Consider the following 22,539-nt stretch of genomic DNA (forward strand, 5'->3'; position numbering starts at 1 on the left):
CCGCCGTCACCCGTCGCCATGCACGCCTTGCTCATCCGCCTCTGGCGGCCTTTTTCCCTGTCCGCTGCCAGCGCAATGGCGCTGGCCACGCTGCTGGCCGGCCTGCTGGTCACGGCCGCCGCCGTGTGGCAGCGCCAGGGCCAGCTGGCGGGCGAGGCCAACGCCCGCTACCAGCACCGGGTGGACCGGCTGGCGGGCGAGATCGCGCATCGCTTCGACGGCATTGCCGCCGGGCTGCAAAGCCTGCAGGCGCTGCACAGCGCCAGCCATGAGGTCGAAGCCGCCGAATTCGAGCATTTTGTTGGCGACTGGGCACTGAACGGCACCCTGCCGGGCCTGATCAGCTTCGGCCAGGCCGAACCAGTGCGCCGCGGGCGGCTGGCCGAGTTCATCGTGCACCAGCGCGAGCTGACGCCTGGCTTCGCACTGCGCAGCGACGGTGGCCAGCCGGTGCTGTGGCCCATGGGCCTGGTCGCACCGCTGGCCGAGCATTTCGAGGCCTGGGGCCAGGACCTGGCAGAAGAGCCCGGCCTGCGCGCCGCGCTGCAGCTGGCCGTTGCCAGCGGCCACCCCACGCTGGCCGCCCATCTGCCGCCAGGCAGCGCACAGGGCCAGGCAGGCTTCAGCTACCTGATGCCGGTGTACCGCCGCGGCACCGACCCCGTGACCCCAGGCCAGCGCCAGGATGCACTGCGCAGCATGCTGGTGGCCTCGATCAGCGCCAACGGCCTGCTGGCCGGACTGGACAGTGCCGGCGAAACGCCACTGGCCTTCTCGCTGCGCGACGGCGCAGGCGGCGCCAGCGACCTGCCGATCTACAGCCGGCCCAACAGCCCAGGCGCCATGCCAGCTTTCCTGGCCGAGCGCGGCCTGCTGGTCGGCCAGCACCCGCTGCGGCTGTCGGCCAGCAGCACGCCGGCTTTCGACGCCGAGCAGCAGCACACGCGGGCGCTGTCGCTGCAGGCCGCCAGCGGTCTGCTGCTGAGCCTGCTGCTGGCCGGCAGCATCTGGGCCATGGCCTCGGCGCGGGCCCGCGCGCTGGCGCTGGCCGCCAGCATGACGGCCGACCTGGACCGGCTCTCGCAAGTGGCAGAGCGCACTTCCAGCGCCGTGATGGTGATGGACGCCCAGGGCCGCATCGTCTGGACCAACCAGGCGTTCAGCACGATGTCCGGCCACAGTGCCGAAGCGGCGCTTGGCCAGCTGCCGCATGCGCTGATGCGGTCCAACCTGGGCACGTCCGAGGCGAAGGCCGCGCTGGCCCAGGCCTATGCCGCCGGGGACAACTTCGATGGCGAGATCGAAAACCGGCGACCCGACGGCCAGGTCTACTGGACCCGCACCGAAGTCCGTCCGCTGCGCAGCGCAGAAGGCCTGCTGACCGGCTTCATGGCCATCGACACCGACGTGACCGCGGTGCGCCAGGCCAACCAGGCGCTGCAGCGCGAGCGCCAGCGGCTGGAGCACGTGCTCGATGGCAGCGACGCGGGCAGCTGGGAGGTCAATGCGCAGACCGGCGAGCTGCGCGCCGATGCACGCTGGGCGGCGATGTTCGGCTACACGCTGGACGAGGTGCAGTCCTTCAGCTTCGCCAACTTCTGCACCATGGTGCACCCGGACGACGTGCCGCCGATGCTGGAACAGGGCCGCGCGCACCGGGCCGGCACGGTCACGCTGTACGAAGTCGAACAGAGGGTGCGCCACAAGCAGGGGCACTGGATCTGGACCCAGTCGCGTGCCAAGTTCGTCTCGCGCACGCCGGAAGGCCTGCCCGAATGGGCCGCCGGCACCCACATCGACATCAGCCAGCGCAAGGCCCACGAGGCCGAGCTGGCCGAGCAGCGCCTGCGCACCGACACCATCTTCGCCAGCCTGCCCGGCGTGGTCTATGAATTCGAGCGGCCGGCCCAGGGTGAATCGCGCTTTGTGTTCCTCAGTGGCTCGGCCGCCAGCGTGCTGGGCCTGACCCCGGCCGAGCTGCTGGCCGACCGCCACCAGCTCTACCGCAATGTGCACGGCGACGACCTGCCTGGCCTGAACGAGGACATGAACGCCTCCAGCCGCGACCTGACGCCGCTGCGCAGCGAATTCCGGCTGCGCGTGGGCGAGGCCTGGCGCTGGATCGCGGTCGATGCGCTGCCCACGCGCCGCGAGGACGGCGGCATCGTCTGGTACGGCATGCTGATGGACGTGTGCGCGCGCAAGCAGATCGAGGCCCAGCTGGCCGCGGCCACGCAGCAGGCCGAGGCCGCCAACCGCGCCAAGTCGGCCTTCCTGGCCACCATGAGCCACGAGATCCGCACGCCGATGAACGGCGTGATCGGCATGGCCGAGCTGCTGGCGCAGAGCGCGCTGACCGAGGAGCAGGCCGACGCCGTGCACACCATGCGCGACTCGGCCAGCTCGCTGCTGCGGCTGATCGACGACATCCTGGACTTCTCGAAGATCGAGGCTGGCCACCTGGTGCTGGAGCGCACGCCGGTTCGCCTGGCCGCGCTGGTCGAGCGCCTGTGCGACGCGCTGCAGCCGGTGGCCACCGCGCGCCAGGTCGAGCTGCAGCTGTTCTGCTCGCCCGAGCTGCCCGAGCTGGTGATGACAGACCCGGTGCGGCTGCGCCAGATCGTCAACAACCTGCTCAGCAACGCGATCAAGTTCTCCGCCGGCCTGCCCGGACGGCGCGGCCGCGTGGCGCTGCGCGTGGAGCCCGACTGCGCGCAGCCCGGCCAGGTGCGCTTCGAGGTCAGCGACAACGGCATCGGCATGGACCCGGCCACCATCGACCGCATCTTCCTGCCCTTCACCCAGGCCGAGGTCTCGACCACGCGCCGCTTCGGCGGCACCGGCCTGGGCCTGACCATCAGCGAGCGCCTGATCAGCCTGCTGGACGGCAGGATCCAGGTTCGCAGCGAACCCGGCCTGGGCACCACCTTCGAGGTCGGCCTGCCGCTGCCCGCGGCCGATCCGGCCCTGGCCACCCGCCACCGCGACAGCCACCTGCCAGGCCAGGATGGCGACCGGCTCGCGCCGGCGCCTGTGCTGCCCGAGCCCGCCTGGCAGCCCAGCGCCACCCCCGAGCTGCATGGGCTGACGGTGCTGCTGATGGCTCACGGCGCCTTGCCCACCGACGACCTGGCCGCCTATCTGGTGCCCACCGGCGCTCGCGTGCAGCGGGTCGACAGCCTGACCCAGGCCCAGGATCTGGCCGCGGCCCACGCCGGGCCGGTGGTGCTGGTGGACGCAGCGGACGACAGCCCGCCCGAATGGCGCAGCCCGCTGCCCGGCATGCCCGGCGACCTGCGCCAGCTGCTGATCGGTGGTGGCCGCCTGGGCCCGGCCCAGCTGGTGGCACCCAATGTTGGCGCGCTGGGCGTGCTGCGGCGCCAGGCCTTGTTGCGCGGCGTGGCCATGATGGCCGGCCGTGCCTCGCCAGAGTTGCGCGCCAACGTCATCAGCGCAGCCGCGCTCGGCCTGACGCCGGTGCCGGCGCCAGGGGCGCACTCGCTGGTCCGGCCCGGCATTGCCGACGACCCGCAGCAGCCGCCAGCCCCGCCGCCGCTCAGCGTGGCCGAGGCGCGCGCCCGCGGCCGGCTGATCCTGGTCGCCGAAGACGATCCTGTGAACCAGAAGGTCATCCAGCGCCAGCTGGCTTTGCTGGGCCACACGGCCGAAGTGGTCGACGACGGCCGCCAGGCCTTGCAGCGCTGGCGCGAAGGCCAGCATGCGCTGCTGCTGACCGACCTGCACATGCCCGAGCTGGACGGCTATTCGCTGGCCACCCAGCTGCGGCGCGAAGAATCGCCCGGGCAGCACATGCCCATCGTGGCACTGACGGCGAACGCGCTGAAAAGCGAAGAGCAGCGCGCGCTGGCCGCCGGCATGGACGGCTACCTGACCAAGCCGGTGCCGCTGCGCGCGCTGCGCATTGCGCTGGACGCCTGGCTGCCGCCGCGCCACGAAGCCACGCCGCCCGCGGAGCCGCCGCCAGCGCCATCGGCCACGTCGGCTCCGTTGGTGCCAGCCAGCCTGCTGCCCGAGGTGCTGCCGGTGCTGCGGCTGGACGTGCTGCGCGCGCTGATTGGCGATGCCCCCGAAGTCGTCGATGAATTCCTGCGCGATTTCCGCAGCTCGGCGCGCACGCTGGCCCATGAGCTGCGCCTGGCTCACGCCGCGGGCGATGCCAAGCAGGCGGCCGCGCTGGCGCACAAGCTGAAGTCTTCATCGCGCTCGGTGGGCGCACTGGCGCTCGGCGAGCTCTGCGCCACGCTGGAGCAGCAGGGGCGACGACTGGACCCAGCCGCGCTGACGCGTGGCCTGGCCGGATTCGAACAGGCGTTTGCAGCACTGGAACAGGCGCTGGCCACGGCGCTGGGACAGGCCCGAGGGCAGGAGGAGGCATGGCCGTCATGACAAGACTCGAACACACGGTGCTGGTGGTGGACGACGAGCCGTTTGTGCTCAAGCTGCTGACCCGCCAATTGCAGAATCTGGGCGCGCGCCGGGTCGTCGCCGTCGGCTGCGCGACCGAGGCGCTGGCGCTGCTGCGCGCCGCGCCGCCGCTGCCCGAGATCCCGTCCGCCGACGGCGCAGCCACGCCCGCCGGCGCCCCCATAGGCCTGGTCTTCTGCGACCTGCAGATGCCCGACATGGACGGCGTCGAATTCATCCGCCACCTCGGCGAAGCCGGTTACCAGGGCGACCTGGTGCTGATCAGCGGCGAGGCGCCCCGCATCGTGCAGACGGCGGTGCGGCTGGCCCGCGCGCACGGGCTGAGCGTGCTGGGCGCCCTGGACAAGCCGGTCTCGCCCGAACAACTGCGCCAGCTGCTGGACGGCCCGCGCACACCGGCACCGCCGCGCCACGCCAACAGCCCGCGGCCCAGCAAGGTGCAGGCCGACGAGCTGCCACGCGCGCTGGCGCAGCACGAGTTCGTCAACCACTACCAGCCCAAGGTCGAACTGGCGACCGGGCGCTGGGTCGGCGTCGAAACCCTGGTGCGCTGGCAGCACCCGGTGCACGGCCTGGTGAGCCCGGACCAGTTCATTGGCCTGGCCGAGGAGCAAGGCCTGATCGGCGAGCTGACGCGCCAGGTGCTGCGCCGGGCGCTGCGCGATTCACGCGAATGGACCTCGCAGCAGCGCCACCTGCAGGTGGCCGTCAACATCTCGATGGACAGCCTGTCGGCACTGGACTTCCCGGACCAGATCGCCGCCGAGGCCGCCGCCGCCGGCGTGGCCTTGTCCAGCCTGGTGCTGGAAGTCACCGAGAGCCGGCTGATGGCGCATCCGCTGGCCACGGTGGACGCGCTGACCCGCCTGCGGCTCAAGCGCGTCAGCGTCGCGATCGACGACTTCGGCACCGGCCACTCGTCGCTGACGCAGTTGCGCGACATCCCGTTCGACGAGCTGAAGATCGACCGCAGCTTCGTGCACGGCGCCTGGCGCGATGCCTCGCTGCGCAGCATCGTCGAATCCAGCCTGGGCCTGGCCGGCCAGCTCGGCATGAGCACCGTGGCCGAAGGCGTGGAAGACGAGGCCGACTGGCAGCTGCTGCGCCAGGCTGGCTGCCAGCTGGCCCAGGGCTATTTCATTGCCCGGCCCATGCCGGCCGAAGAGCTGGACGCCTGGCAGCTGCGCTGGGCCACACGCGCCGCCTGGCTGACAGGACGCTGACGCCAGACCGCCTGCTCGCCGCCCAGGTGCACATTGCCGCATGGGGGGTGAAGCATTGCAAAGTGCTTCCCGGAACAGACCCTGCTGGCAAGCTTCATGCTTCGCTCAGCGAACGTTGGGGCCCGCACTTCAAGGCGCAGCAAGCGCATCAAAGTGCACGTTACATCTGGTGACCTGTCATGCGCTGCATTCACAATGCGGCCCGTGGCAGCGCAGGTCCAGGCGTTGTTTTGTCTGTTTCGTCTCCAGAGGTAATTTGTGAGTACACGCCCACTGACTGCATTGACGCTGGCCGGCATGACCCTGCTCGCGCCGCTTGCGGCCCATGCCCAAGCGCTAAAACCTGACTTCGCGCCCAATGAAACCCAGGCCGCGCCGCGCAAGGACCTGCTGGACCTCGAGTTCAGCCCCTCGCGCAGCATGTTCACCTGGTGCGACAAGAACGGCCAGCTGTGGGTCGGCACGCTGGACCCTGCGACCGGCAACATCCTGAAGCCGACCTACAAGCTGCTGGACACCGATGCCATCACGCCGCAGGAGATGAGCATCACGACCAACGGGCCGGAGTGGGTGTCGACCTCCACTGGCGACCACGTCGTCTACACCAAGTTCGTGGCCGATCCGGCCAAGCCCTCGGCCGCCCGGCTGGCCCTGGTCGAAGGCAGTGCCGACGGCACGACCTGGGGCGCACCCATCATGCTGGGGCCCAATGCGGGCCGCAACGCGCCGTATGCCAGCGATGACACTGGCGACACGCAACCGCGCATCAGCTATGTCGATGCGAAGAACAACCACTACTGGCGCTACCTGTACGACGTCGCGTCGGAAGCGCCAGTGCTGGGCATGGCGCGCACGCCCAAGCCGGTTTCGGTGCGCTTCACCAAGGGCAACAACGGCCTGGTCTATTCGCAGGACGTCAACGGCACCAATCAGGTGTTCATGGAACAGCTCGACACCGGCAAGCTGACCCAGATCACCAGCGACGACGGCGCCAAGGACGTGCGCACGGTGCCCTGGATGTGGCGCGCGCCCGAATACAACAACAAGCTGGTGCTGCTGAGCACCGTCAACGAAAACGAGCTGCGCTTCTACAAGGGTGACGGCTCGGGCAAGTGGGCGGTCATCAACAGCATCATGCTGCCTGCCGGCAGCACCGTGGCCTCGCCCGAGCCCTTCGTCTACCTGGGCAAGTCCTACGTGGTGCTGGCGGTCAAGAGCGAGCCCTACACCTACCCGACGGCCATCTACATCGCCGCGGTCTCGCCCACTGCCGCCACCAAGCTGTGGAAGGTCAGCGACGACGCCGATGGCCACGAGCGCATCGACCCTGAAGTCTTCATCACCACCCAGAACGGCGTGGTGGTCTTCTACAACAAGTTCAACCCGGCGATGGACCCGACCGGCGAGCAGCCCACCTGCGCCGCCTGCTCCGAAGGCCTGTTCCGCGCCACCACTGGATTGTGAGAGCGCCCCCGGGCCGACGCCAGCGTCGTCCGCCCCCCGAGGGGGTCAGGGAAACTTGGGGCGACCCGGCGTTTCCTTGAGACAGCGCGTCGCCAGGTCGATGGACTGTCCGCGGTTTCTTTTTGGGTACACACCCGCTTTTCAGGGCATTGAAGGGATGCGGGCCGGGCCAGACTGGCGGACGTCATGCCCCACCCTCCCCGTTTGCTGAAACTCGTCTGGCCGCTGTTCCTCGAACTCGGTCTCGGCATGGCCGTGAGCCTGATCGGCACCGCGCTGGCTGCCCGGCTGTCCGACGAAGCAGGCGCCGGCTTTGCGCTGGCCAACCATGTGTTCGCCACGCTGTTCATGCTGTTCCGCGTCATTGGCGCGGGCATCAGCGTGGTGCTCACGCAATGCCTGGGCAGCCAGCGCCGTGACCAGGCCGACGCCGTGGCGCGTGCCGCGCTGGGTGCCGCCACCTGGATCGGCGCCGCAGCGGCCGTGATGGCGCTGGTCGGCGCGCGCGGCATGCTGGGTCTGGTGAATGCCCCGGCCGAGGTGCTGGTCGTCGCCGTGCCCTTCCTGATGACGCTGGCACCCTGCATCCTGCTGGACGCCTGGAATGCCTCGATGGCCAGCGTGATGCGCTCGCACCTGCACGCCCGCGAGGCGCTGTTCGTCATCATCACGATGCACCTGGTGCACCTGCTGCTGGCCGTGCCACTGATGCGCGGCTGGGGCCCGGTGCCGGCGCTGGGCCTGCCCGGCTACGCACTGGCCATGCTGGGCGCGCGCTTGCTGGGTGTGGCGCTGCACCTGCTGCTGTGGAAAGTGCGCCTGGGCCTGGTGCCCACCCGGCGCGACTGGTGGCACCCGCCGCGCCGCCAGCTGGCCGCGATCCTGCGCATCGGACTGCCCGGCGCCGCCGAGAACCTGAGCTGGCGGCTGTGCTTCATGGCCAGCGTGGCCGCGGCCGGCCACATGGGCGCGCAGGCGCTGGCCACCCATGCCTACGTGATGCAGGTCATGTACTGGCTGCTGCTGTTTGGCGCAGCCACCGGCCTCGCGGTCGAGATCGTGGTCGGGCACCTGATTGGCGCCGGCCAGCTGCACGAGGCCCACCAACTGGTGCGCAAGGCGCTGGGCCGGGGCATTGTCGTCAGCCTGTGCCTGGCCTTGCTGGCCGCACTGGCCGGCCGCCAACTGCTGGGCCTGTTCACCGAAGATGCGGAGATCCTGCGCAACGGCGCCTTGCTGCTGTGGCTCACGGTGCTGGTCGAACCCGGCCGCACCTTCAACCTGGTGGTCATCAACGCGCTGCGCGCCGCCGGCGACGCCCGCTACCCGGTGATCGCCGGCACCGGTTCATTGGTACTGGTGCTGGCCGGCGGCAGCTGGCTGCTGGGCGTGCACCTCGGCCTGGGCCTGCCGGGCCTGTGGCTGGCCTATGCCTGCGACGAATGGATACGCGGCCTGCTGATGTGGCGCCGCTGGGCCAAGCAAGCCTGGGTGCCCCACGCCCGCGCGACGCATCGCGCGTTGCGCCGGGATCGCCATGATGGCGACGTCAACCTGGCCGCAGCCTAGCGAGCCAGCAGCCGGCGCCGGGCCGCCCCAAGCGGCTGCGCAACCCGCTTGGCGGGTGGTCTCGCGTACTCGCGGGACCGGGCGCCTCAGCTCAAGCGGCGCGTCGCAGGCGGAGCAGAGCCGCGCCCAACTCACCGCGCAGCACCAGCACGTCCCCTTCGAGCACACCCGAACGGGTCTGCTCCAGCAGGCGCAGGAACTGGTCTTCGTTTTCCATCACCGGCGTGCCCATGCAGAGCTTGCGGGTGGCGGCCAACGGGCCGAAGCGCAGTTGCTCGCCTTCGATCTGCAGCTTGCCGCCAAAGCCGTTGCAGCCGCCCGAGCCGCTGACCTGCGTGGCGCTGATGAACTGCAGCGACGGCAGGCCGCCGCCAGGCGTGGCACTGCTGTCCAGGCTGATCGCGATCCAGCGACTGCCGACCAGCTCGTGCAATGCGCTTGGCGTCGAGACGGGCGGCTTGGCGCCACTGGCCGTCGGCGCGCTGCCGCAGCCCCCCAGCAAACCGGCACCGGCCCCGGTGCACAGCGCGGCGGTCAGGCCCCACCCGGCCATCCATCGCTTCATGATCAACCTCTTTCCGATGTGTCAGCGCTCACAAGAAGATGCAGGCTGCAGCACCATTTTCTCATCCCCTGGCGTTGTCAGGGCCTGGCCGCGCTGACCTCGATCTCCACCAGCCAGCCCGGGTTCACCAGCCCGGCGACCTTGACCGTCGAGCGCACCGGCAGGTTGGGCTGGGCTGCACTGCCGAAAAACTGGCGGTAGCCGTCCATGAAACCGTCGAAATCCATCGCGCCATTCAGCGCCGGGTCGCCGACCAGGAACACCTGCATGCGCACCACGTCCTTCATGCCCAGCTTCAGCGCAGCCAGCGTGGCCTCGATGGCTTTCAGCGTGCTGACGGTCTGCACGCGGGTATTGCCAAACGAGGCCACGCTGTTGGGCGCTGCGGCCGGATCGGCCACCGTCGGGCCGGCGCCGCTGAGGTGAACCATCGTCACGCCGGCCGGCACTTCGACCGCGCGGGCAATCGGAAAGTCGGAGTTCGGGATCTTGTAGCGGATGACTTCGGCGGCCTGCGTGGCGCCCGCCAGCAGCAATGCGGCGACGGCGAAGAGGGGGGCTTTGGGCATGAGGTTCTCCAATTCGAATTCAGCGCTGGCGCTTCACGTCCGCGGCCGTGACAGGCAGCGGCAAGGGCTCGCCAGCCGCAGGCCTTGGCCCGAACTGCTGGCGCACGAAGTTGACGACCGCCGCGACCTGCACGTCTTCCATGAACTCGCCGACGGGCGGCATCGCCCTGCGGCCGTGCAGCACGTTGTGGATCACGTATTCGGCCATGCCGGCGCGCACGTTGCCGCGCAGCGCCGGGTAGGCACCCGCGCCTTGTGCGCCCTGCCCCTGGTCCATGTGGCAGCCCTGGCAGGCGGCGCGGTAGAGCGCCGCGCCATCGCGCTGCTGGAAGGTCCAGCCCTGCGACAGCAGCGGGTCGACCGAATCGGCCCTGGCCAGCGAGGACGCCGCGAGCAGCAGCGCAAAAACGAGCTTGTTCATCATGGTGTGGCCACCGCCTTGGCATGCAGCCGGCCCACCGCGTCCAGCGCCGACAGCACCGCGCCCTCCTGCCAAGCCGGCAGCAGCGAAGCGTGTTCGCCGGCCAGCACAACCCGGCCGTCGACGGCGCACAGGTTCGCGTAGTGCGCCGCGCGCAGCTCGTCGCGCCACTCGGCAAAACAACCCAGCGTGGCCGGCATGCGGTGCCAGGCGACCGACATCCCGTTCTCGAACTCGGCCGGGTACTGCGGGTGGATGCGGGCACCTTGTTCCATCGCAATGCGCACGCGCTGGTCCGGCGCCATGCCGCTCAACTCGAAGGCGTTGGGGCCCCACACGTAGGCGCCCAGCAGCACGCCCTTGCCGCCGCGGTTGAAGTCGGTCGACGGGTAGCCGATCTGCGTGATCGGCAGGTCGGTGCGGGTGTTGCCGCCGAAGATGCGCTCGTCTTCCTCCCAGAAGCGGCGGCGGAACTGCAGCCCCACCTTCACAGCCGCTGCATACGGCACCGCCTCGATGGCGGCCTGCAGCGCCGGCTGCACCTGCAGCGCCAACTGTCCCAGCACCGACAGCGGCAGCGTGCAGACGCACCAGTCGGCCTGCGCGACCTGCTCGCTCGCACCGTCGCGCAAATAGCGCACCGTCACGCCACGCCCGTCCTGCGCAATGCCGGTGACCTTGGCACCCAGCGTGACCAGCGGCGCCACCTCGCGGTAGATCGCCTGCGCAATGCGGTCCATGCCGCCGACCGGCTGGAACATCGTCGTCTGGTACTCGTAGCCATGGCCATCGGCCAGCCCGCGCCACAGCCCGCTCTTGAGCAGGTCACTCAGCGCCACAGGCTGCGAAGGCACCGGCGCCGGCATCAACCCGCCGGCCGGCGGCACCTGCCAGCCGCGCCGGTCGGCGCTGTGGAAGCCCGCCGTGTAGCGAAAGTCCTTGTCCAGTGCGCCCCAGCCCCGCAAGGCCTCGCGCAGCTGGTCCAGGTCGTCCTTGCTGACCGCGGCGTCCAGCTTCGCAGCCGGAGCCAGCCGGGCCAGCAGCTCGGCGATCTGGCCGTTGAAATCCGCCTGCACCTCGCGAAAGCGCTGCGGCCTGCCGCCAAACGCGTCGGGGCTGTGCAGGTAGGCGTTGTGGTTGACCTGCACAAACGGCTCCAGCGGCACCTGGAAGCGCTTGGCGTAGTCCAGCACGCCATGGTGGTGGTGCGGAATGCGCCAGGGGCCGGGATTGAAGTACAGGCCCGGGTCGAACTGGCAGTGCTGCGTGGCGCCGCCCAGCTCGGTGTAGCGGTCGCCGCCGCGCAGCGTCCAGGCCCGGCCACCGGCGCGCTGCTGGTACTCCAGCACCTGCACCTGGTAGCCGGCGGCACGCAGCTCCAGCGCAGAGACCAGCCCGGCCATGCCGGCGCCCAGCACCAGCACCCTGGCGCCGCGTGGCGCGCCCTGCAGTTTCGGCGGGCCGGCGTAGCCCGAAGGTTGGGCCTGGGCCAGGCCGCTCATGGCCTGCAGCATCGCACCGCTGCCGGCGGCCCGGGCGATCAGGCCCAGCCAGTCGCGGCGAGTCGGTGCGGCGGCGGTGCCCGGCATGCCGGGTGGGGGAGAAGCAGGATGGGACAAGGCGGCGGCAAGGAAAAAGTCGCCGCCAGCGTACCTTGTTTCAGCCCGGCTTCAAGGCCATTTCATGTCCGGCACCCGCTCGGGTCGGCGGCTCACCAGGCGGGTCCGGCCCGACGGCAACCAGGCCTGGCGCCCGCCCTTTTCGGTCGCTGCAAAGCCGGCCAGCAACTGGCCGTCGTGGCCATACAGGCCGGCCTCGCCAACACCCAGGTCGACGTGATCCCCCGCCAGCGGCAGCCCTTGCTGACACTCGCCCAGCTCCAGGCTCAAGGCCTCGACATGGCCAGGCAGCAGCAGCTGGACCAGGCTTCGGCCACCGAGCTGCACCATCTGCAGCACCCGGGCTTGCAGCACCAGGCCTGCGGCGCGCCGTTCGGTGGCCTCCCTCAGCACCTGCAGCCTGGCGGGCCGCAGGCCCAGCGCGATGACGGCTTCGGCGGGCAGGACAGGCAAGGGCTCGGGCCAGACCGCCTGCCCCGCTTCGCCAGCCTGCAGCAGCAGGCGCCCATCCGCCGTGCGCGAGGCACGCACAGGCAAATAGACCAGGCGCGGCGCGCCCAGGAACTCCGCCAGGTAACGATTGCGCATGGGATTGCGCATGGCGCTGCGGTCCACCACCGCAGCCGGCGCGGCGGCGAGCACCTTGCCCAGCTTCATGGCCCCGCCTGCGCTGCAATGAACTGCCGGTACCAATGGGCGCTGTCCTTGGCAGTGCGTTGCTGGGTGGCGTAGTCCACATGGAACAGGCCGAAACGCTTGGCGTAGCCCGAGTTCCACTCGAAGTTGTCCAGCAGGCTCCAGTAGAAGTAGCCGCGCACGTCCACCCCGAGCTGCATCGCCCTGGCCAGGGCCTGCAGGTGGCTCTGCAGGTAGGCGATGCGGGGCGTGTCGGCCACGCGACCTTCGCGGAGTTCGTCCGCATTGGCCATGCCGTTTTCGGTGATGAAGATCGGCGGCGGCGCGTATTCGCGGGTCAGCCGCACCAGGTGCTGCGTGAGCACCTCCGGCACCACCTCCCAGCCCATGTCGGTGAAGCCTTGCAGGCCGGGCGCGGGCGGTGCCGGCGGGCTCGCACTGATGATGCTGCGGGTGTAGAAGTTCAGCCCCAGGAAGTCCAGCGGCTGCTGGATCGTGGCCATGTCGCCAGGCTGGACGCGCGGCGCATCCGCGCCCAGGTACGCCAGCACATCGGCTGGGTAGGTGCCGCGGAACACCGGGTCCATGTACCAGCGCACGTTCAGGCCGTCATCGATGCGGGTGGCGATGCGGTCCGCCTCGTTGGGCGCCGCCGCAAAGGACGGCGTGTGATTGAGCACGATGCCCAGCGGCGTGCGGCAGACCGCCCGCATGGCCTGGATGGCCTGGCCATGGGCCAGCAGCAGATGGTGCGAGACCTGCGCGGCCTCGGCACGGCTGGTGTGGCCGGGCGCGAACTGCGCCGTCTCGTAGCCCAGCGTGGCCACGCACCAGGGCTCGTTGAGGGTGGCGATGGAGTGCAGGCGGTCACCGAAGCGGCGCGCCACCTCGGCCGCATAGTCTGCAAACAGCGGCGCGATGTCTCGGCTCAGCCAACCGCCGATGCTGTCCTCCAGCGCCGCTGGCAGGTCCCAGTGATAAAGCGTTGCAAGCGGCTGGATGCCGGCGGCCAGCAACTCGTCGAGCAGGCGGTCATAGAAGTCGAACCCGGCCTCGTTCCAGGCACCGCGCCCCTGCGGCTGCAGGCGGGACCAGGACAGCGAAAAGCGGTACGCGCCCAGGCCCAGCCAGCGCATCAGGCCGACATCCATGGCATAGCGGTGGTAATGGTCGCAGGCGACCTCGGGGGTGGACGCATCCTTGATGCGGCCGGGCTGGGCGCAGAAGCGGTCCCAGATCGAAGGGCCACGGCCGTCCTCCCGGGCGGCCCCCTCGATCTGGGCGGCACTGGTCGCCGAACCCCAGAGGAAATCCGAGGGGAACTTGTCAGCGAGGGTCATCAGAACTCGATGCCGGCGTTCACGCCCAGGGTCAGCGGCGGCAGGTACTGCGACTGCCACGCGCCAAAGGCGTTCTGCGCATTCGTCTTGACCTTGGCGTTCTCGATGTTGCGCACCCACAGGTCCGTCCACCAGCCCTTGGCCGCGCTGTAGCGCAGCCCCACATCGGTCCGGGTGTAGGCCTTCTGCTTGTCCCCGTCGCCGAGGTTGAAGACGCTCAGCCAGCTGGCGGTCTCGTAGTGCAGCGCGATGCGCGGTGTCAAGGTGCCGCCGTTGTCAAAGCCGAAGGTGTGCTGGTATTGCACCTGAGCGGAGAAGCGCGGGGCGTGCGGCAGCTCGTGCCCGGTGACGTCCAGGCAGTTGCTGATCAGCGGATCCGGGCAGGCCGGCAAGGCGTAGTCGTTGCTGCCCGCCAGCAGCTTGCCCAGCCGGGTGTGCGCGTAGGCAAGCGAGAGCTGCACCCGGTCGGCCTCGGTCAGCTTGGCGGCCAGTTCGGATTCGACGCCGTAGACCTTGGCGCCCTCGGCGTTCGAGGTGGCCAGCGAGTGGCTGCCGTCCGGGTTGGTGACCGGCGCGCTGAACTGGAAGTCCTTGAAGTTCTCGTAGTAGATCGCGTTGTTGAACCTTACCGAGCCGCCCGCCAGCGTCATCTTGCTGCCGACCTCGTAGTTGGTCAGGGTCTCCATGCCATATGGGCGGCCTCCGTCCTGCAGGCCGCCGGACTTGTAGCCGGTGGACACGCTGCCGTAGAACAAGGTGTCCTTGTCGACCTGGTAGCTCAGGCGACCCAGGTAGGTGGCCTTGTCGCCCTTGTAGTGCCCATCGTTCTTCTGGTAGCTGGAGAAACCGGAGCCCGCCGCCAGCGGATCGCTGCCCGCATCCAGAGGTACCTGTGGCACCGTGGCGTCGCCGGTCCAGCCGTTGTTGGTGCCGCCTATGTTCTTGCGGTCGTCGTGGGTGTAGCGGGCGCCGCCGGTGAGGTGCAGCGCCTCGCTGAGGTTCCAGGTGGCCTGGCCGAACACCGCCTGCGAGTTGACGGTTTCCTTGGGCTGGATGAACGAGCCCTGCCAGCCCACCGTGCCCTGCTGGGTGCCGTTCATGATGGGAATGTCGAAGCGGATGCCGTTGTCCTCGGCCGCGTAGTAAAGGCCCAGGATCCAGTCGATCTCGTGCTTGCCGGTGGACAGCAGCTCCAGCTCGTGGCTGTGATTGGTGTACCTGGACCAGTTGGTGCGGTTCTGCTGGTAGGTGGCGCCGGTGGTGAAGCTGGTGGGCACCTTGGCGCCGCCATCCTGGTCGTAGTCCGCCGAGCCGGTGAAGCGCGACCAGCCACCGATGTAGGCCAGGGCCAGGTCGGGGCTCAGCGCGTAGTCGATGCGGCTGCGGAAGGTGTTGCTGTCACGGTGCATGGCCGGCGCGGTGTCGATCAGCGCAGACCAGAAGCTCTCGCCCTCGCGCGGGGTCTGCATCAGGTTCATGCTGGGCGTGCCGCGGTCCAGGAATTTCTCGTAGGACAGGTCGATGCTCATGGCCTCGCTGGGCTTCCACAGCAGGCTCAGGCGGCCGGCCGTCTGGTCCTGTGCGCTGTAGCGAGGGCCGCCCTGCACGAAGATGTTCGGGTTCAACGGCTGGAAGGCGATCGGGTTGGCCGGATGGGCGGTGTTCCATGCGTCGATCACCGGCGCCGCAGCGGCCTGCTGGCTGGCCAGCGAAAGCTGCGGCGCACGCTGGTAAGCCACAAAGCCGTCGTGCTGCTCGTGCACCAGCGCCACGCGCAAGGCCATGTCGTCGCTCAGCGGCAAGTTCATCGCACCGCGCACGCCAATGCGGCCATAGTTGCCCAGCCCGCCCTCCACGCTGCCCATCAGCTTGCCCAGCACCGGCTTGGCCGTCTGCATGTTGACGGCGCCCACCGTCGAGTTGCGGCCCCACAGCGTGCCCTGCGGCCCCCGCAGGACTTCCACCGACTCCAGGTCGAACATCAGCGCCGCAGCGCCTTCGGCACGGGGCGCATAGATGCCGTTGACGAACATCGCCACCTCAGGGTCGGCGTACTCGGTCTTGGCACTGTCATTGCCAATGCCGCGCAGCGTCATCGTGATGACCCCGTGGTCGCCCTGGGTGGTGGCCTGGAAGCTCGGCACCAGGTTGACCATGTCGGCAATGGTCTGGACATGGTTGTCGTCCAGCTGTGCCGAGTTGATGGCCGTGACGGCCACCGGCGTGCGCTGCAGCGGCGTGCTGCGCTTGGTGGCGGTGATCACCACCTGGGACAGCGCGTTCACGCTGGTCTCGGCTTCCGGGGCCGGCTTGGGTGCAGCGGGATCGGCGGCCTGCGCGTGGGCGGTGCCGGCCAACAGGCTCAGCACCGCCAGGACGATGGGGGTCTTCAAGGCCAGGCGCGCTGGCTGGGCAACATGGGTCATCTTGTCTCCTGTCATGGGCACGGGCCGCGTCAGCGAAGGCTGCGCATGCTCTCCTGCGGACTGGCTCGTTGTTCGAGCCAGCAGCTCCCGGCCTTCGAGGGCTGTGCCTCGAAGTGCCGATGGGCCGGATCCTAACGACGCGATGACAGCGCTGTCAACGGTACAAATGACAGCGGTGTCAAAGATCGTTCTATGATGTTTTCCAGACACTCAGTGAGAACCCTCGGCTCGCTGGACGGCCGCGCCAGAGGGGCACGCCGCGGTGTCTCCCGGCGCGCACACGCGCCACCCACCTCGTCATGGAAGCTGCCATGTCCACACAGACACCACCGGTCCGGAACGTCCTCATCCTCGGCGGCGGAACGGCCGGCTGGCTCACCGCCTGCTACCTGGCCCGCCACCTGTGCAGCGACCAGCCGGGGGGCATCCGCATCCGCCTGGTCGAGGCCAGCGACATCCCGATCATTGGCGTCGGGGAAGGCAGCTTCCCTTCGATGCGCGGCACGCTTGCGGCCATCGGCATCGACGAGGCCCGCTTCATCCGCGAATGCGGCGCCACCTTCAAGCAAGGCATCCGCTTTGACGACTGGCAGCACGCGCCGGGGACCGCGACGACGCAGCCTCGCTCCTACTTCCATCCTTTCAGCACGCCCAGCCAGCGCCCGGGTGCGCCCGAGCTGGTGCCCGCATGGGTGGCGGGCGCGGCGCCCGGCGTGGCCCTGGCCGACGCGGTGACGCTGCAGGCCGCGGTGGTGGCCGCGCGGCGCGGGCCCAAGCGGCCGGGCGACGGCGACTTCAGCGGCGCGATGAACTACGCCTACCACTTCGATGCCGGCAAACTCGCCGGCCTGCTGGGCCGCCGCGCCCGCGAGCTGGGCGTGCAGCACCAGCTCGCCCAGGTGGAACGTGTGGCGCTGCGCGCAGATGGCGGCATTGCCGCCGTTCACACCCGCTGCGGCCAGCAGCTGGAGGCAGACCTGTACATCGACTGCAGCGGCCTGCGCGCCGAGCTGATCGGCCGCAGCCTGGGCGTGCCGCTGAAGTCGGTGAGCGACCAGCTGTTCGTCGACAGCGCGCTGGCGCTGCAATTGCCCTACCCCGCCGCCGACGTTCCGATTGCCTCCTGCACCATCTCCGCGGCGCAGGAAGCCGGCTGGATCTGGGACATCGGCCTGCAGGAGCGCCGCGGCATCGGCCATGTCTTCTCCAGCCGCCACACCGACGCCACGCAGGCCGAGCGGGTGCTGCGCGCCTATGCCGGCCCCACGGCGGACGGACTGCCGGTGCGCTCGCTGCAGCTGCCGCTGGGCTACCGTGAACTGCAGTGGCAGCACAACTGCGTGGCCGTGGGCCTGTCAAGCGGCTTCCTGGAGCCGCTGGAGGCCTCGGGCATCGGCCTGATCGAGACGGCCGCCTACCTGATCGCCCACCTGTTCCCGTACGACGGGCAGATGGCTCCGGTGGCGCGGCATTTCAACCAGTTCATGCGCCAGCGCTACGAGCGCATCGTGGACTTCATCAAGCTGCACTACGGCCTGAGCCAGCGCGAGGACAGCGCCTTCTGGCGCGACAACCGCGACCCCGCCAGCTTCAGCCCGCACCTGCGCGAACAACTGGCCATGTGGCGCTGCCGCCCGCCGCACCGGCTGGACTTCATCACCGACGTGGAGATGTACCCGCCGTCCAGCTGGCAGTACGTGCTCTACGGCATGGGCTTCGAGACCGAGCGCCACGCGGCCTGGCAAGCGGGCCAGCCGCTCGCGGCGGCCTTGGCCGAGATGCGCCAGTTGCGCTCGCTGGCACCACATGCGGTGGCCGACCTGCCAGACCACCGGGCCCTGGTGACGGCGCTGTGCGGGCGTGCCGCCGAGCGCGAGCCTGTCAACGTGCGCGCTTGACCACTGCCTTGGTGCCAGCCTTCGAAGCGGCCCTCGCCGCTGGCCGTGGCGCGGCTTGCGGCGCAAGCCCAAGCTCCGCCTTGCCGCCAGGGGCGCTGGTCGAGTCGCGCACCACCAGTTCATAGGGCAGGACCCGGTGCGGCGGACCGGTCTCGCCATCGTCGTGGCGCGACACGGTGAGCATCTGCACCGCCTCGTGCGCCATCTCGTTCATCGGCTGCCGCACGGTGGTCAGCGGCGGCCAGACCAGGCTGGCTGCGGCGGAGTCGTCGAACCCGGCGATGGACAGATCGTCCGGCACGATCTGCCCCAGGCGCTGGGCGGCCGCCAGCACGCCCAGCGCCATGTCGTCGTTGCCGGCAAAGACGGCGGTCGGCCGCTGCCTGCGACTGAGCAGGTGGTGCGCTGCGTCAACGCCCGAGTCGAAGCAGAAGTCGCCGCGGTAGACCATCTCGGGGTCCACGGCCAGGCGGTGGGCCTTCATCGCCCGCAGGTAGCCCTGGTAACGCAGGCCGGACGCGGCCTGGTTCTTCGGCCCCTGGATGAAGGCAATGCGGCGATGGCCCAGGCTGATCAACAGGTTGGTGATCTCCTCGGCCGCACGGGTGTCGTCCATGCGCACGCTGGGCATGTCCGGCAGGTCGCGGGCGGGGGAGATCAGCACGCAGGGCGTGGCGCTGTCGCGCAGCGCTGCCAGCACCTGCGGGTTGTCGCACAGCGGCGGCGTCAGGATCATGCCGTCGGGCCGCAAGGCCCAGACCATGCGATCCACCTGCTCTGCCAAGTCCGGCGCGTCGTCATGCAGGGACTCCACCACCAGGTGATAGCCGGCCTCGCGGCAACGCAGCGTGGCGCCCTGCTGCACCCCGCCGACGAAGGCCGCGCTCGGATCGTAGTAAAGCAGCCCGATCAGGAAGGAGCGGGCACCGGCCAGGCTGCGGGCCGACTGCTTGGGCCGGTAGTTGAGCTCGGCCACGGCCCGCTGCACCGCCTCGCGGGTGTCTTCCCGCACCCCAGGCTCCTGGTTGACCACGCGCGAAACCGTCTTGATCGAAACCTGGGCCAGGCGGGCCACGTCATGGATGGTGGCGGTCGCGGTGCTGCGCTTGTTCACGGAAGGCATGCCTTGGAATGGAAGGGACGCATTCACTGTGCCACAGCGCGAGCCCGGGGGTGGCCGGGGGTGGCCGGCTGTTGCGCGGCGCGGAACAGCTCAGCGCGGCGGTAGGCGGCCTGGATCTTCCTCGACGTCCAGCGGACTGGCGGGCACCGCGCGGCCCATCTGCAATCGCCGGTCACGCCGCCGGTCCCATTGCTCGCGGCGGCGCTGGTAACTGCCCATCAGCGGCGTGGCCGAGACGCCGTGCACGCCGATGGACAGCGCAATGCAGGCCAGCGTGGCCGACACCAGCCGCTCGGCGGCCTCGCCCTTCACGCCCATCTGCAGCGCCATCGCCAGGTACAGCAGCGAGCCGACGCCGCGAATGCCGAACCAGGCCACCAGCCCGCGCTGGCCGCGCGGCAAGGGCCGCGGCAGCAGCCCCAGCACGACGCTCACCGGCCGCACGACGACCAGCATCGCCAGCGCGAACAGCAGCACCCCCAGGCTCCACTGCACCCGCGTCATCGCCGCACCGATCAGCAACACCATCAGCACCTCGACCAGCCGCTCGCAGCGCGCACCGAAGGCCCGCAGCTGATGGCCCAGCGGCTCGGCCTCGGGCGCGGGCGATGCGGCCGGGTGGTGGCGCAGCAGCGTCGCACCCGCGGCAAACACCGCCAGGAAACCCGAAACCTCCAGCCACTGGGCCAGGCCCGAGGTCAGCCCGATGGTGCCCAGGTACAGCAGCTCGTCCCATTCGGTCGACGAACCCGAGCGCACGCGGCGCAGCATCAGGTGGCCGATGCCGCGCCCGCAGGCCGCCCCCAGCGCCACGCCGCCGCACAAGGACCAGGCCGTGTCCACCAGCGCCCAGCGCAAGGCGTGGTCGCCCAGTTCGTGCAGGCCGAGGAAGCCCAGCGACAGCAGCACCAGCGGCGCCGCGGTGCCGTCGTTCAGCGCACCCTCGACCGTCAGCGACATGCGCAGCGCATCGCGGTCGCTGGCGTCATGCACCTGCACGTCCGAGGCCAGCACCGGGTCGGTCGGCGCCAGGATGGCCGCCAGCAGCAAGGCCATCGGCAAACTCAGCGGCAACAGCAGCCAGGCCAGCGCGCCGCCCAGCAGCCAGGTCCAGACCACGCCGGAAGTGGCCAGCAGCACGGGGGCACGCCAGGCCTGCCAGTTCGCCGGAATGCGGATCTTCAGCCCGATGGCAAACAAGGACAGCAGCACCGCCAGCTCGCTCAGCACCCGCACCAGCCCGGCATGTTTGTGCGCCAGGTCCAGCCCGGGCAGCGGCGGCACCGCCACGGTCGCCATCACCCAGCCGACGATGAGATAGATCAGCGCCGGCGACAGCGGCAGCCGCCTCACCCACGGCTCGGCCAAGGCCATGGCCACCAGCACGGCCCCGACCAGCAAGAAGCTCGCGCACAACAGCGACATGTCCATGCAGCGCAGGACAGGCAAGCCCCATGCCGCGCATCGCGGCGGGCGCGAGGGCGGCATCGGACGGGATCCGTGCGCCGCCGTCAGCCGCCTCCGACAGCGCCGGGATTGCTTGCCGCAAAGCCGCCGGCCGGCATGTGTAGTTTTGACAGGCCAGCATCGCCCGGCACCGCCAGGTACGACCTGGTGGCGAAAGTTGCGACAAGATAGGCGGCAGTTCACCGGAAAAGACAACAGCTCCGCGCCCGCCCGGCCAGGCATGGACATTGCGCAAGCGCTTGTCATGAACACCCTGACGCTGCGCGGCGAACTTCGCCAGAAACAGACCTTGTCGCCCCGTTTGCAGCAAGCCGTGCGCCTGCTGCAGCTGTCGTCACTGGACTTCAATCACGAGGTCTCCGAACTGCTGGACCGCAACCCCTTCCTCGACACCGATGAAGCAGGGGATGCGGCGGCGGCAGACCGGTCGGACGGCGTGGCCGCCACCGTGCGCGACCACCACGACGGCGGCGACGACGCGGCAGCCCACACCCAGGCGCTGGACAGCGACGACAGCCAGGCGGGCGAGCCGCTGCCCGAGGGCGCCAGCGGGCTGGACACGCCGCCGCTGGAAAACGCCTCCGACGCGCCCGAGCCCGGTGACTGGAACGACCTGCCCGAGGCGCGCCAGCGCAACGCCGAAGGGGGAGAGGCCAGCGCACTGGACTTCGTGCCCGAGGCCACCACGCTGGCCGAGCACCTGCACCGGCAGCTGGGATGCATGCGGCTGTCCGAGCGCGACCTGCTGCTGGCCCGCACCTTGATCGACTCGCTGGACGAAGACGGCTACCTGCGCCAGCCCATGGACGACCTGCTGCCGCCGCTCAGCGACGAGCCGCCGGTGCAGGACGTGGAGTGGCGCATCGCGCTGCGCCATGTGCAGTCGCTGGAGCCGCTGGGCATCGGTGCGCGCACGGTGCAGGAATGCCTGCTGCTGCAGCTGCCCTCCATCGTCGGAGCCGAGTTGCAGGCACTGGCCACGCGCATCGTCTGCGAAGAACTGGAAGGCCTGGCCAAGCGTGACCTGGCCGGCATGGCGCGCCGCCTGGGCGCCACGCAGAACGACGTGGAAGCCGCCTGCGCGCGGCTGCGCCGGCTGGACCCGCGGCCGGGCTGGCGTGTCGGCGGCAGCCGCATCCAGTACGTGACGCCGGACGTGGTGGTGCGCAAGCTGCGCGGCCGCTGGACCGCCACGCTGAACCCGTCCATCGTGCCGCGCGTGCGGCTCAACCACACCTACGCCGACATGCTGGGCCGCCAGCCCAGCCCGCATGCGGAGCTGAGCTCTCACCTGCAGGAAGCGCGCTGGTTGATGCGCAATGTCGCCCAGCGTTTTGCCACCATTGCGCGCGTGGCCCAGGCCATCGTCGACCGCCAGCGCCAGTTCTTCGACTACGGCCCGATGGCCATGAAGCCGCTGGGGCTGCGCGAAATTGCCGACGAACTGGGCATGCACGAATCCACCGTCTCGCGCGTGACCAACAACAAGTACATGGCCACGCCCGGCGGTGTGCTGGAGCTCAAGCATTTCTTCTCGCGCGCGATGGTCAGCCGCAACGGCAGCGCCTGCTCGCCGACCGCGATCCGCGACCTGGTCAAGCAGATGATCGAGCACGAGCAACCGCAGGCCCCGCTGTCGGACGCCGAGATTGCCCGCCAGCTCGCCAGCCAGGGCCTGGACGTGGCGCGCCGCACGGTCACCAAGTACCGCCAGCTCATGCACCTGGCACCGGCCAACCGCCGCACGCCAGCCTGAGCAGGCGCGTGGGCATG

Annotated in this window: 15 protein-coding genes; 6 read left to right on the forward strand and 9 right to left on the reverse strand. The window is 70.0% G+C overall.

The genetic code is table 11. From position 1 onward, the window contains the following. Positions 1-18: 18 nt before the first annotated feature. The 4 genes from AC3WR5_RS16060 (at position 19) to AC3WR5_RS16075 (ending at position 8,702) form a co-directional block, all read left to right on the forward strand. Positions 19-4,407 (forward strand): PAS domain-containing protein, encoded by a 4,389-nt coding sequence (locus AC3WR5_RS16060; protein ID WP_492485708.1) that lies wholly within the window; start codon positions 19-21, stop codon positions 4,405-4,407. Beyond that, complete coding sequence (locus tag AC3WR5_RS16065; RefSeq protein WP_492485709.1) at positions 4,404-5,669, forward strand: EAL domain-containing response regulator; 1,266 nt, start codon at positions 4,404-4,406, stop codon at positions 5,667-5,669. The genes AC3WR5_RS16060 and AC3WR5_RS16065 overlap by 4 nt, the downstream gene beginning before the upstream one ends. A 258-nt stretch (positions 5,670-5,927) precedes the next feature. Beyond that, a complete protein-coding gene (locus tag AC3WR5_RS16070; protein WP_492485710.1) occupies positions 5,928-7,133 on the forward strand; it encodes a hypothetical protein in 1,206 nt (401 codons plus the stop codon). Between the two features lie 186 nt (positions 7,134-7,319). Further along, complete coding sequence (locus AC3WR5_RS16075) at positions 7,320-8,702, forward strand: MATE family efflux transporter (RefSeq protein ID WP_492485711.1); 1,383 nt, start codon at positions 7,320-7,322, stop codon at positions 8,700-8,702. A 91-nt stretch (positions 8,703-8,793) separates the two neighbouring features. On the opposite strand, the gene AC3WR5_RS16080 is transcribed toward AC3WR5_RS16075, so the two are convergent. From AC3WR5_RS16080 to AC3WR5_RS16110, 7 genes are all read right to left on the reverse strand, one after another. Beyond that, positions 8,794-9,267 (reverse strand): META domain-containing protein, encoded by a 474-nt coding sequence (locus tag AC3WR5_RS16080; RefSeq protein ID WP_492485712.1) that lies wholly within the window; start codon positions 9,265-9,267, stop codon positions 8,794-8,796. Positions 9,268-9,344: 77 nt separating this feature from the next. Beyond that, complete coding sequence (locus AC3WR5_RS16085) at positions 9,345-9,836, reverse strand: RidA family protein (RefSeq protein ID WP_141291427.1); 492 nt, start codon at positions 9,834-9,836, stop codon at positions 9,345-9,347. A gap of 19 nt (positions 9,837-9,855) precedes the next feature. Continuing rightward, the gene (locus AC3WR5_RS16090) at positions 9,856-10,257 is read right to left on the reverse strand and encodes a c-type cytochrome (protein ID WP_492485713.1); all 402 of its coding nucleotides are present in this window, start codon (positions 10,255-10,257) and stop codon (positions 9,856-9,858) included. Next, positions 10,257-11,846: a flavin monoamine oxidase family protein gene (locus AC3WR5_RS16095; RefSeq protein WP_492485901.1), complete on the reverse strand. Its 1,590-nt coding sequence runs from the start codon at positions 11,844-11,846 to the stop codon at positions 10,257-10,259. Before AC3WR5_RS16095 ends, AC3WR5_RS16090 begins: the two co-directional genes overlap by 1 nt. An 81-nt stretch (positions 11,847-11,927) precedes the next feature. Beyond that, positions 11,928-12,533: a hypothetical protein gene (locus AC3WR5_RS16100; protein ID WP_492485714.1), complete on the reverse strand. Its 606-nt coding sequence runs from the start codon at positions 12,531-12,533 to the stop codon at positions 11,928-11,930. Further along, on the reverse strand, positions 12,530-13,852 hold the full coding sequence (locus AC3WR5_RS16105) for a GH1 family beta-glucosidase (RefSeq protein ID WP_492485715.1): 1,323 nt from the start codon (positions 13,850-13,852) through the stop codon (positions 12,530-12,532). The genes AC3WR5_RS16100 and AC3WR5_RS16105 overlap by 4 nt, the downstream gene beginning before the upstream one ends. Further along, positions 13,852-16,278: a TonB-dependent receptor gene (locus tag AC3WR5_RS16110; protein ID WP_492485716.1), complete on the reverse strand. Its 2,427-nt coding sequence runs from the start codon at positions 16,276-16,278 to the stop codon at positions 13,852-13,854. The genes AC3WR5_RS16105 and AC3WR5_RS16110 overlap by 1 nt, the downstream gene beginning before the upstream one ends. 311 nt (positions 16,279-16,589) lie before the next feature. On the opposite strand from AC3WR5_RS16110, the gene AC3WR5_RS16115 reads away from it, so the two are divergent. After that, positions 16,590-18,176 (forward strand): tryptophan halogenase family protein, encoded by a 1,587-nt coding sequence (locus tag AC3WR5_RS16115; RefSeq protein WP_492485717.1) that lies wholly within the window; start codon positions 16,590-16,592, stop codon positions 18,174-18,176. Here the strand turns inward: AC3WR5_RS16115 and AC3WR5_RS16120 are convergent. Both AC3WR5_RS16120 and AC3WR5_RS16125 read right to left on the reverse strand, forming a co-directional pair. Further along, complete coding sequence (locus tag AC3WR5_RS16120; RefSeq protein ID WP_492485718.1) at positions 18,160-19,299, reverse strand: LacI family DNA-binding transcriptional regulator; 1,140 nt, start codon at positions 19,297-19,299, stop codon at positions 18,160-18,162. The genes AC3WR5_RS16115 and AC3WR5_RS16120 overlap by 17 nt on opposite strands. 90 nt (positions 19,300-19,389) lie before the next feature. Continuing rightward, positions 19,390-20,730 (reverse strand): cation:proton antiporter domain-containing protein, encoded by a 1,341-nt coding sequence (locus tag AC3WR5_RS16125; protein WP_492485719.1) that lies wholly within the window; start codon positions 20,728-20,730, stop codon positions 19,390-19,392. Positions 20,731-21,010: 280 nt separating this feature from the next. On the opposite strand from AC3WR5_RS16125, the gene rpoN reads away from it, so the two are divergent. Next, positions 21,011-22,522 (forward strand): RNA polymerase factor sigma-54, encoded by a 1,512-nt coding sequence (gene rpoN, locus AC3WR5_RS16130; RefSeq protein WP_492485720.1) that lies wholly within the window; start codon positions 21,011-21,013, stop codon positions 22,520-22,522. The last annotated feature ends 17 nt before the right edge of the window (positions 22,523-22,539 follow it).

It is taken from the genome of Ideonella sp. FW305-24, assembly GCF_058788035.1.

Excerpts from the sequence above, each read along its gene's own strand:
- AC3WR5_RS16075 (WP_492485711.1), top strand. The coding sequence starts at position 7,320 with ATGCCCCACCCTCCCCGTTTGCTGAAACTCGTCTGGCCGCTGTTCCTC.
- AC3WR5_RS16115 (WP_492485717.1), top strand. The coding sequence starts at position 16,590 with ATGTCCACACAGACACCACCGGTCCGGAACGTCCTCATCCTCGGCGGC.
- AC3WR5_RS16105 (WP_492485715.1), bottom strand. The coding sequence starts at position 13,852 with ATGACCCTCGCTGACAAGTTCCCCTCGGATTTCCTCTGGGGTTCGGCG.
- AC3WR5_RS16100 (WP_492485714.1), bottom strand. The coding sequence starts at position 12,533 with ATGAAGCTGGGCAAGGTGCTCGCCGCCGCGCCGGCTGCGGTGGTGGAC.
- AC3WR5_RS16080 (WP_492485712.1), bottom strand. The coding sequence starts at position 9,267 with ATGAAGCGATGGATGGCCGGGTGGGGCCTGACCGCCGCGCTGTGCACC.
- rpoN (WP_492485720.1), top strand. The coding sequence starts at position 21,011 with ATGAACACCCTGACGCTGCGCGGCGAACTTCGCCAGAAACAGACCTTG.
- AC3WR5_RS16120 (WP_492485718.1), bottom strand. The coding sequence starts at position 19,299 with ATGCCTTCCGTGAACAAGCGCAGCACCGCGACCGCCACCATCCATGAC.
- AC3WR5_RS16060 (WP_492485708.1), top strand. The coding sequence starts at position 19 with ATGCACGCCTTGCTCATCCGCCTCTGGCGGCCTTTTTCCCTGTCCGCT.
- AC3WR5_RS16110 (WP_492485716.1), bottom strand. The coding sequence starts at position 16,278 with ATGACCCATGTTGCCCAGCCAGCGCGCCTGGCCTTGAAGACCCCCATC.
- AC3WR5_RS16090 (WP_492485713.1), bottom strand. The coding sequence starts at position 10,257 with ATGAACAAGCTCGTTTTTGCGCTGCTGCTCGCGGCGTCCTCGCTGGCC.
- AC3WR5_RS16095 (WP_492485901.1), bottom strand. The coding sequence starts at position 11,846 with ATGCCGGGCACCGCCGCCGCACCGACTCGCCGCGACTGGCTGGGCCTG.
- AC3WR5_RS16125 (WP_492485719.1), bottom strand. The coding sequence starts at position 20,730 with ATGGACATGTCGCTGTTGTGCGCGAGCTTCTTGCTGGTCGGGGCCGTG.
- AC3WR5_RS16065 (WP_492485709.1), top strand. The coding sequence starts at position 4,404 with ATGACAAGACTCGAACACACGGTGCTGGTGGTGGACGACGAGCCGTTT.
- AC3WR5_RS16085 (WP_141291427.1), bottom strand. The coding sequence starts at position 9,836 with ATGCCCAAAGCCCCCCTCTTCGCCGTCGCCGCATTGCTGCTGGCGGGC.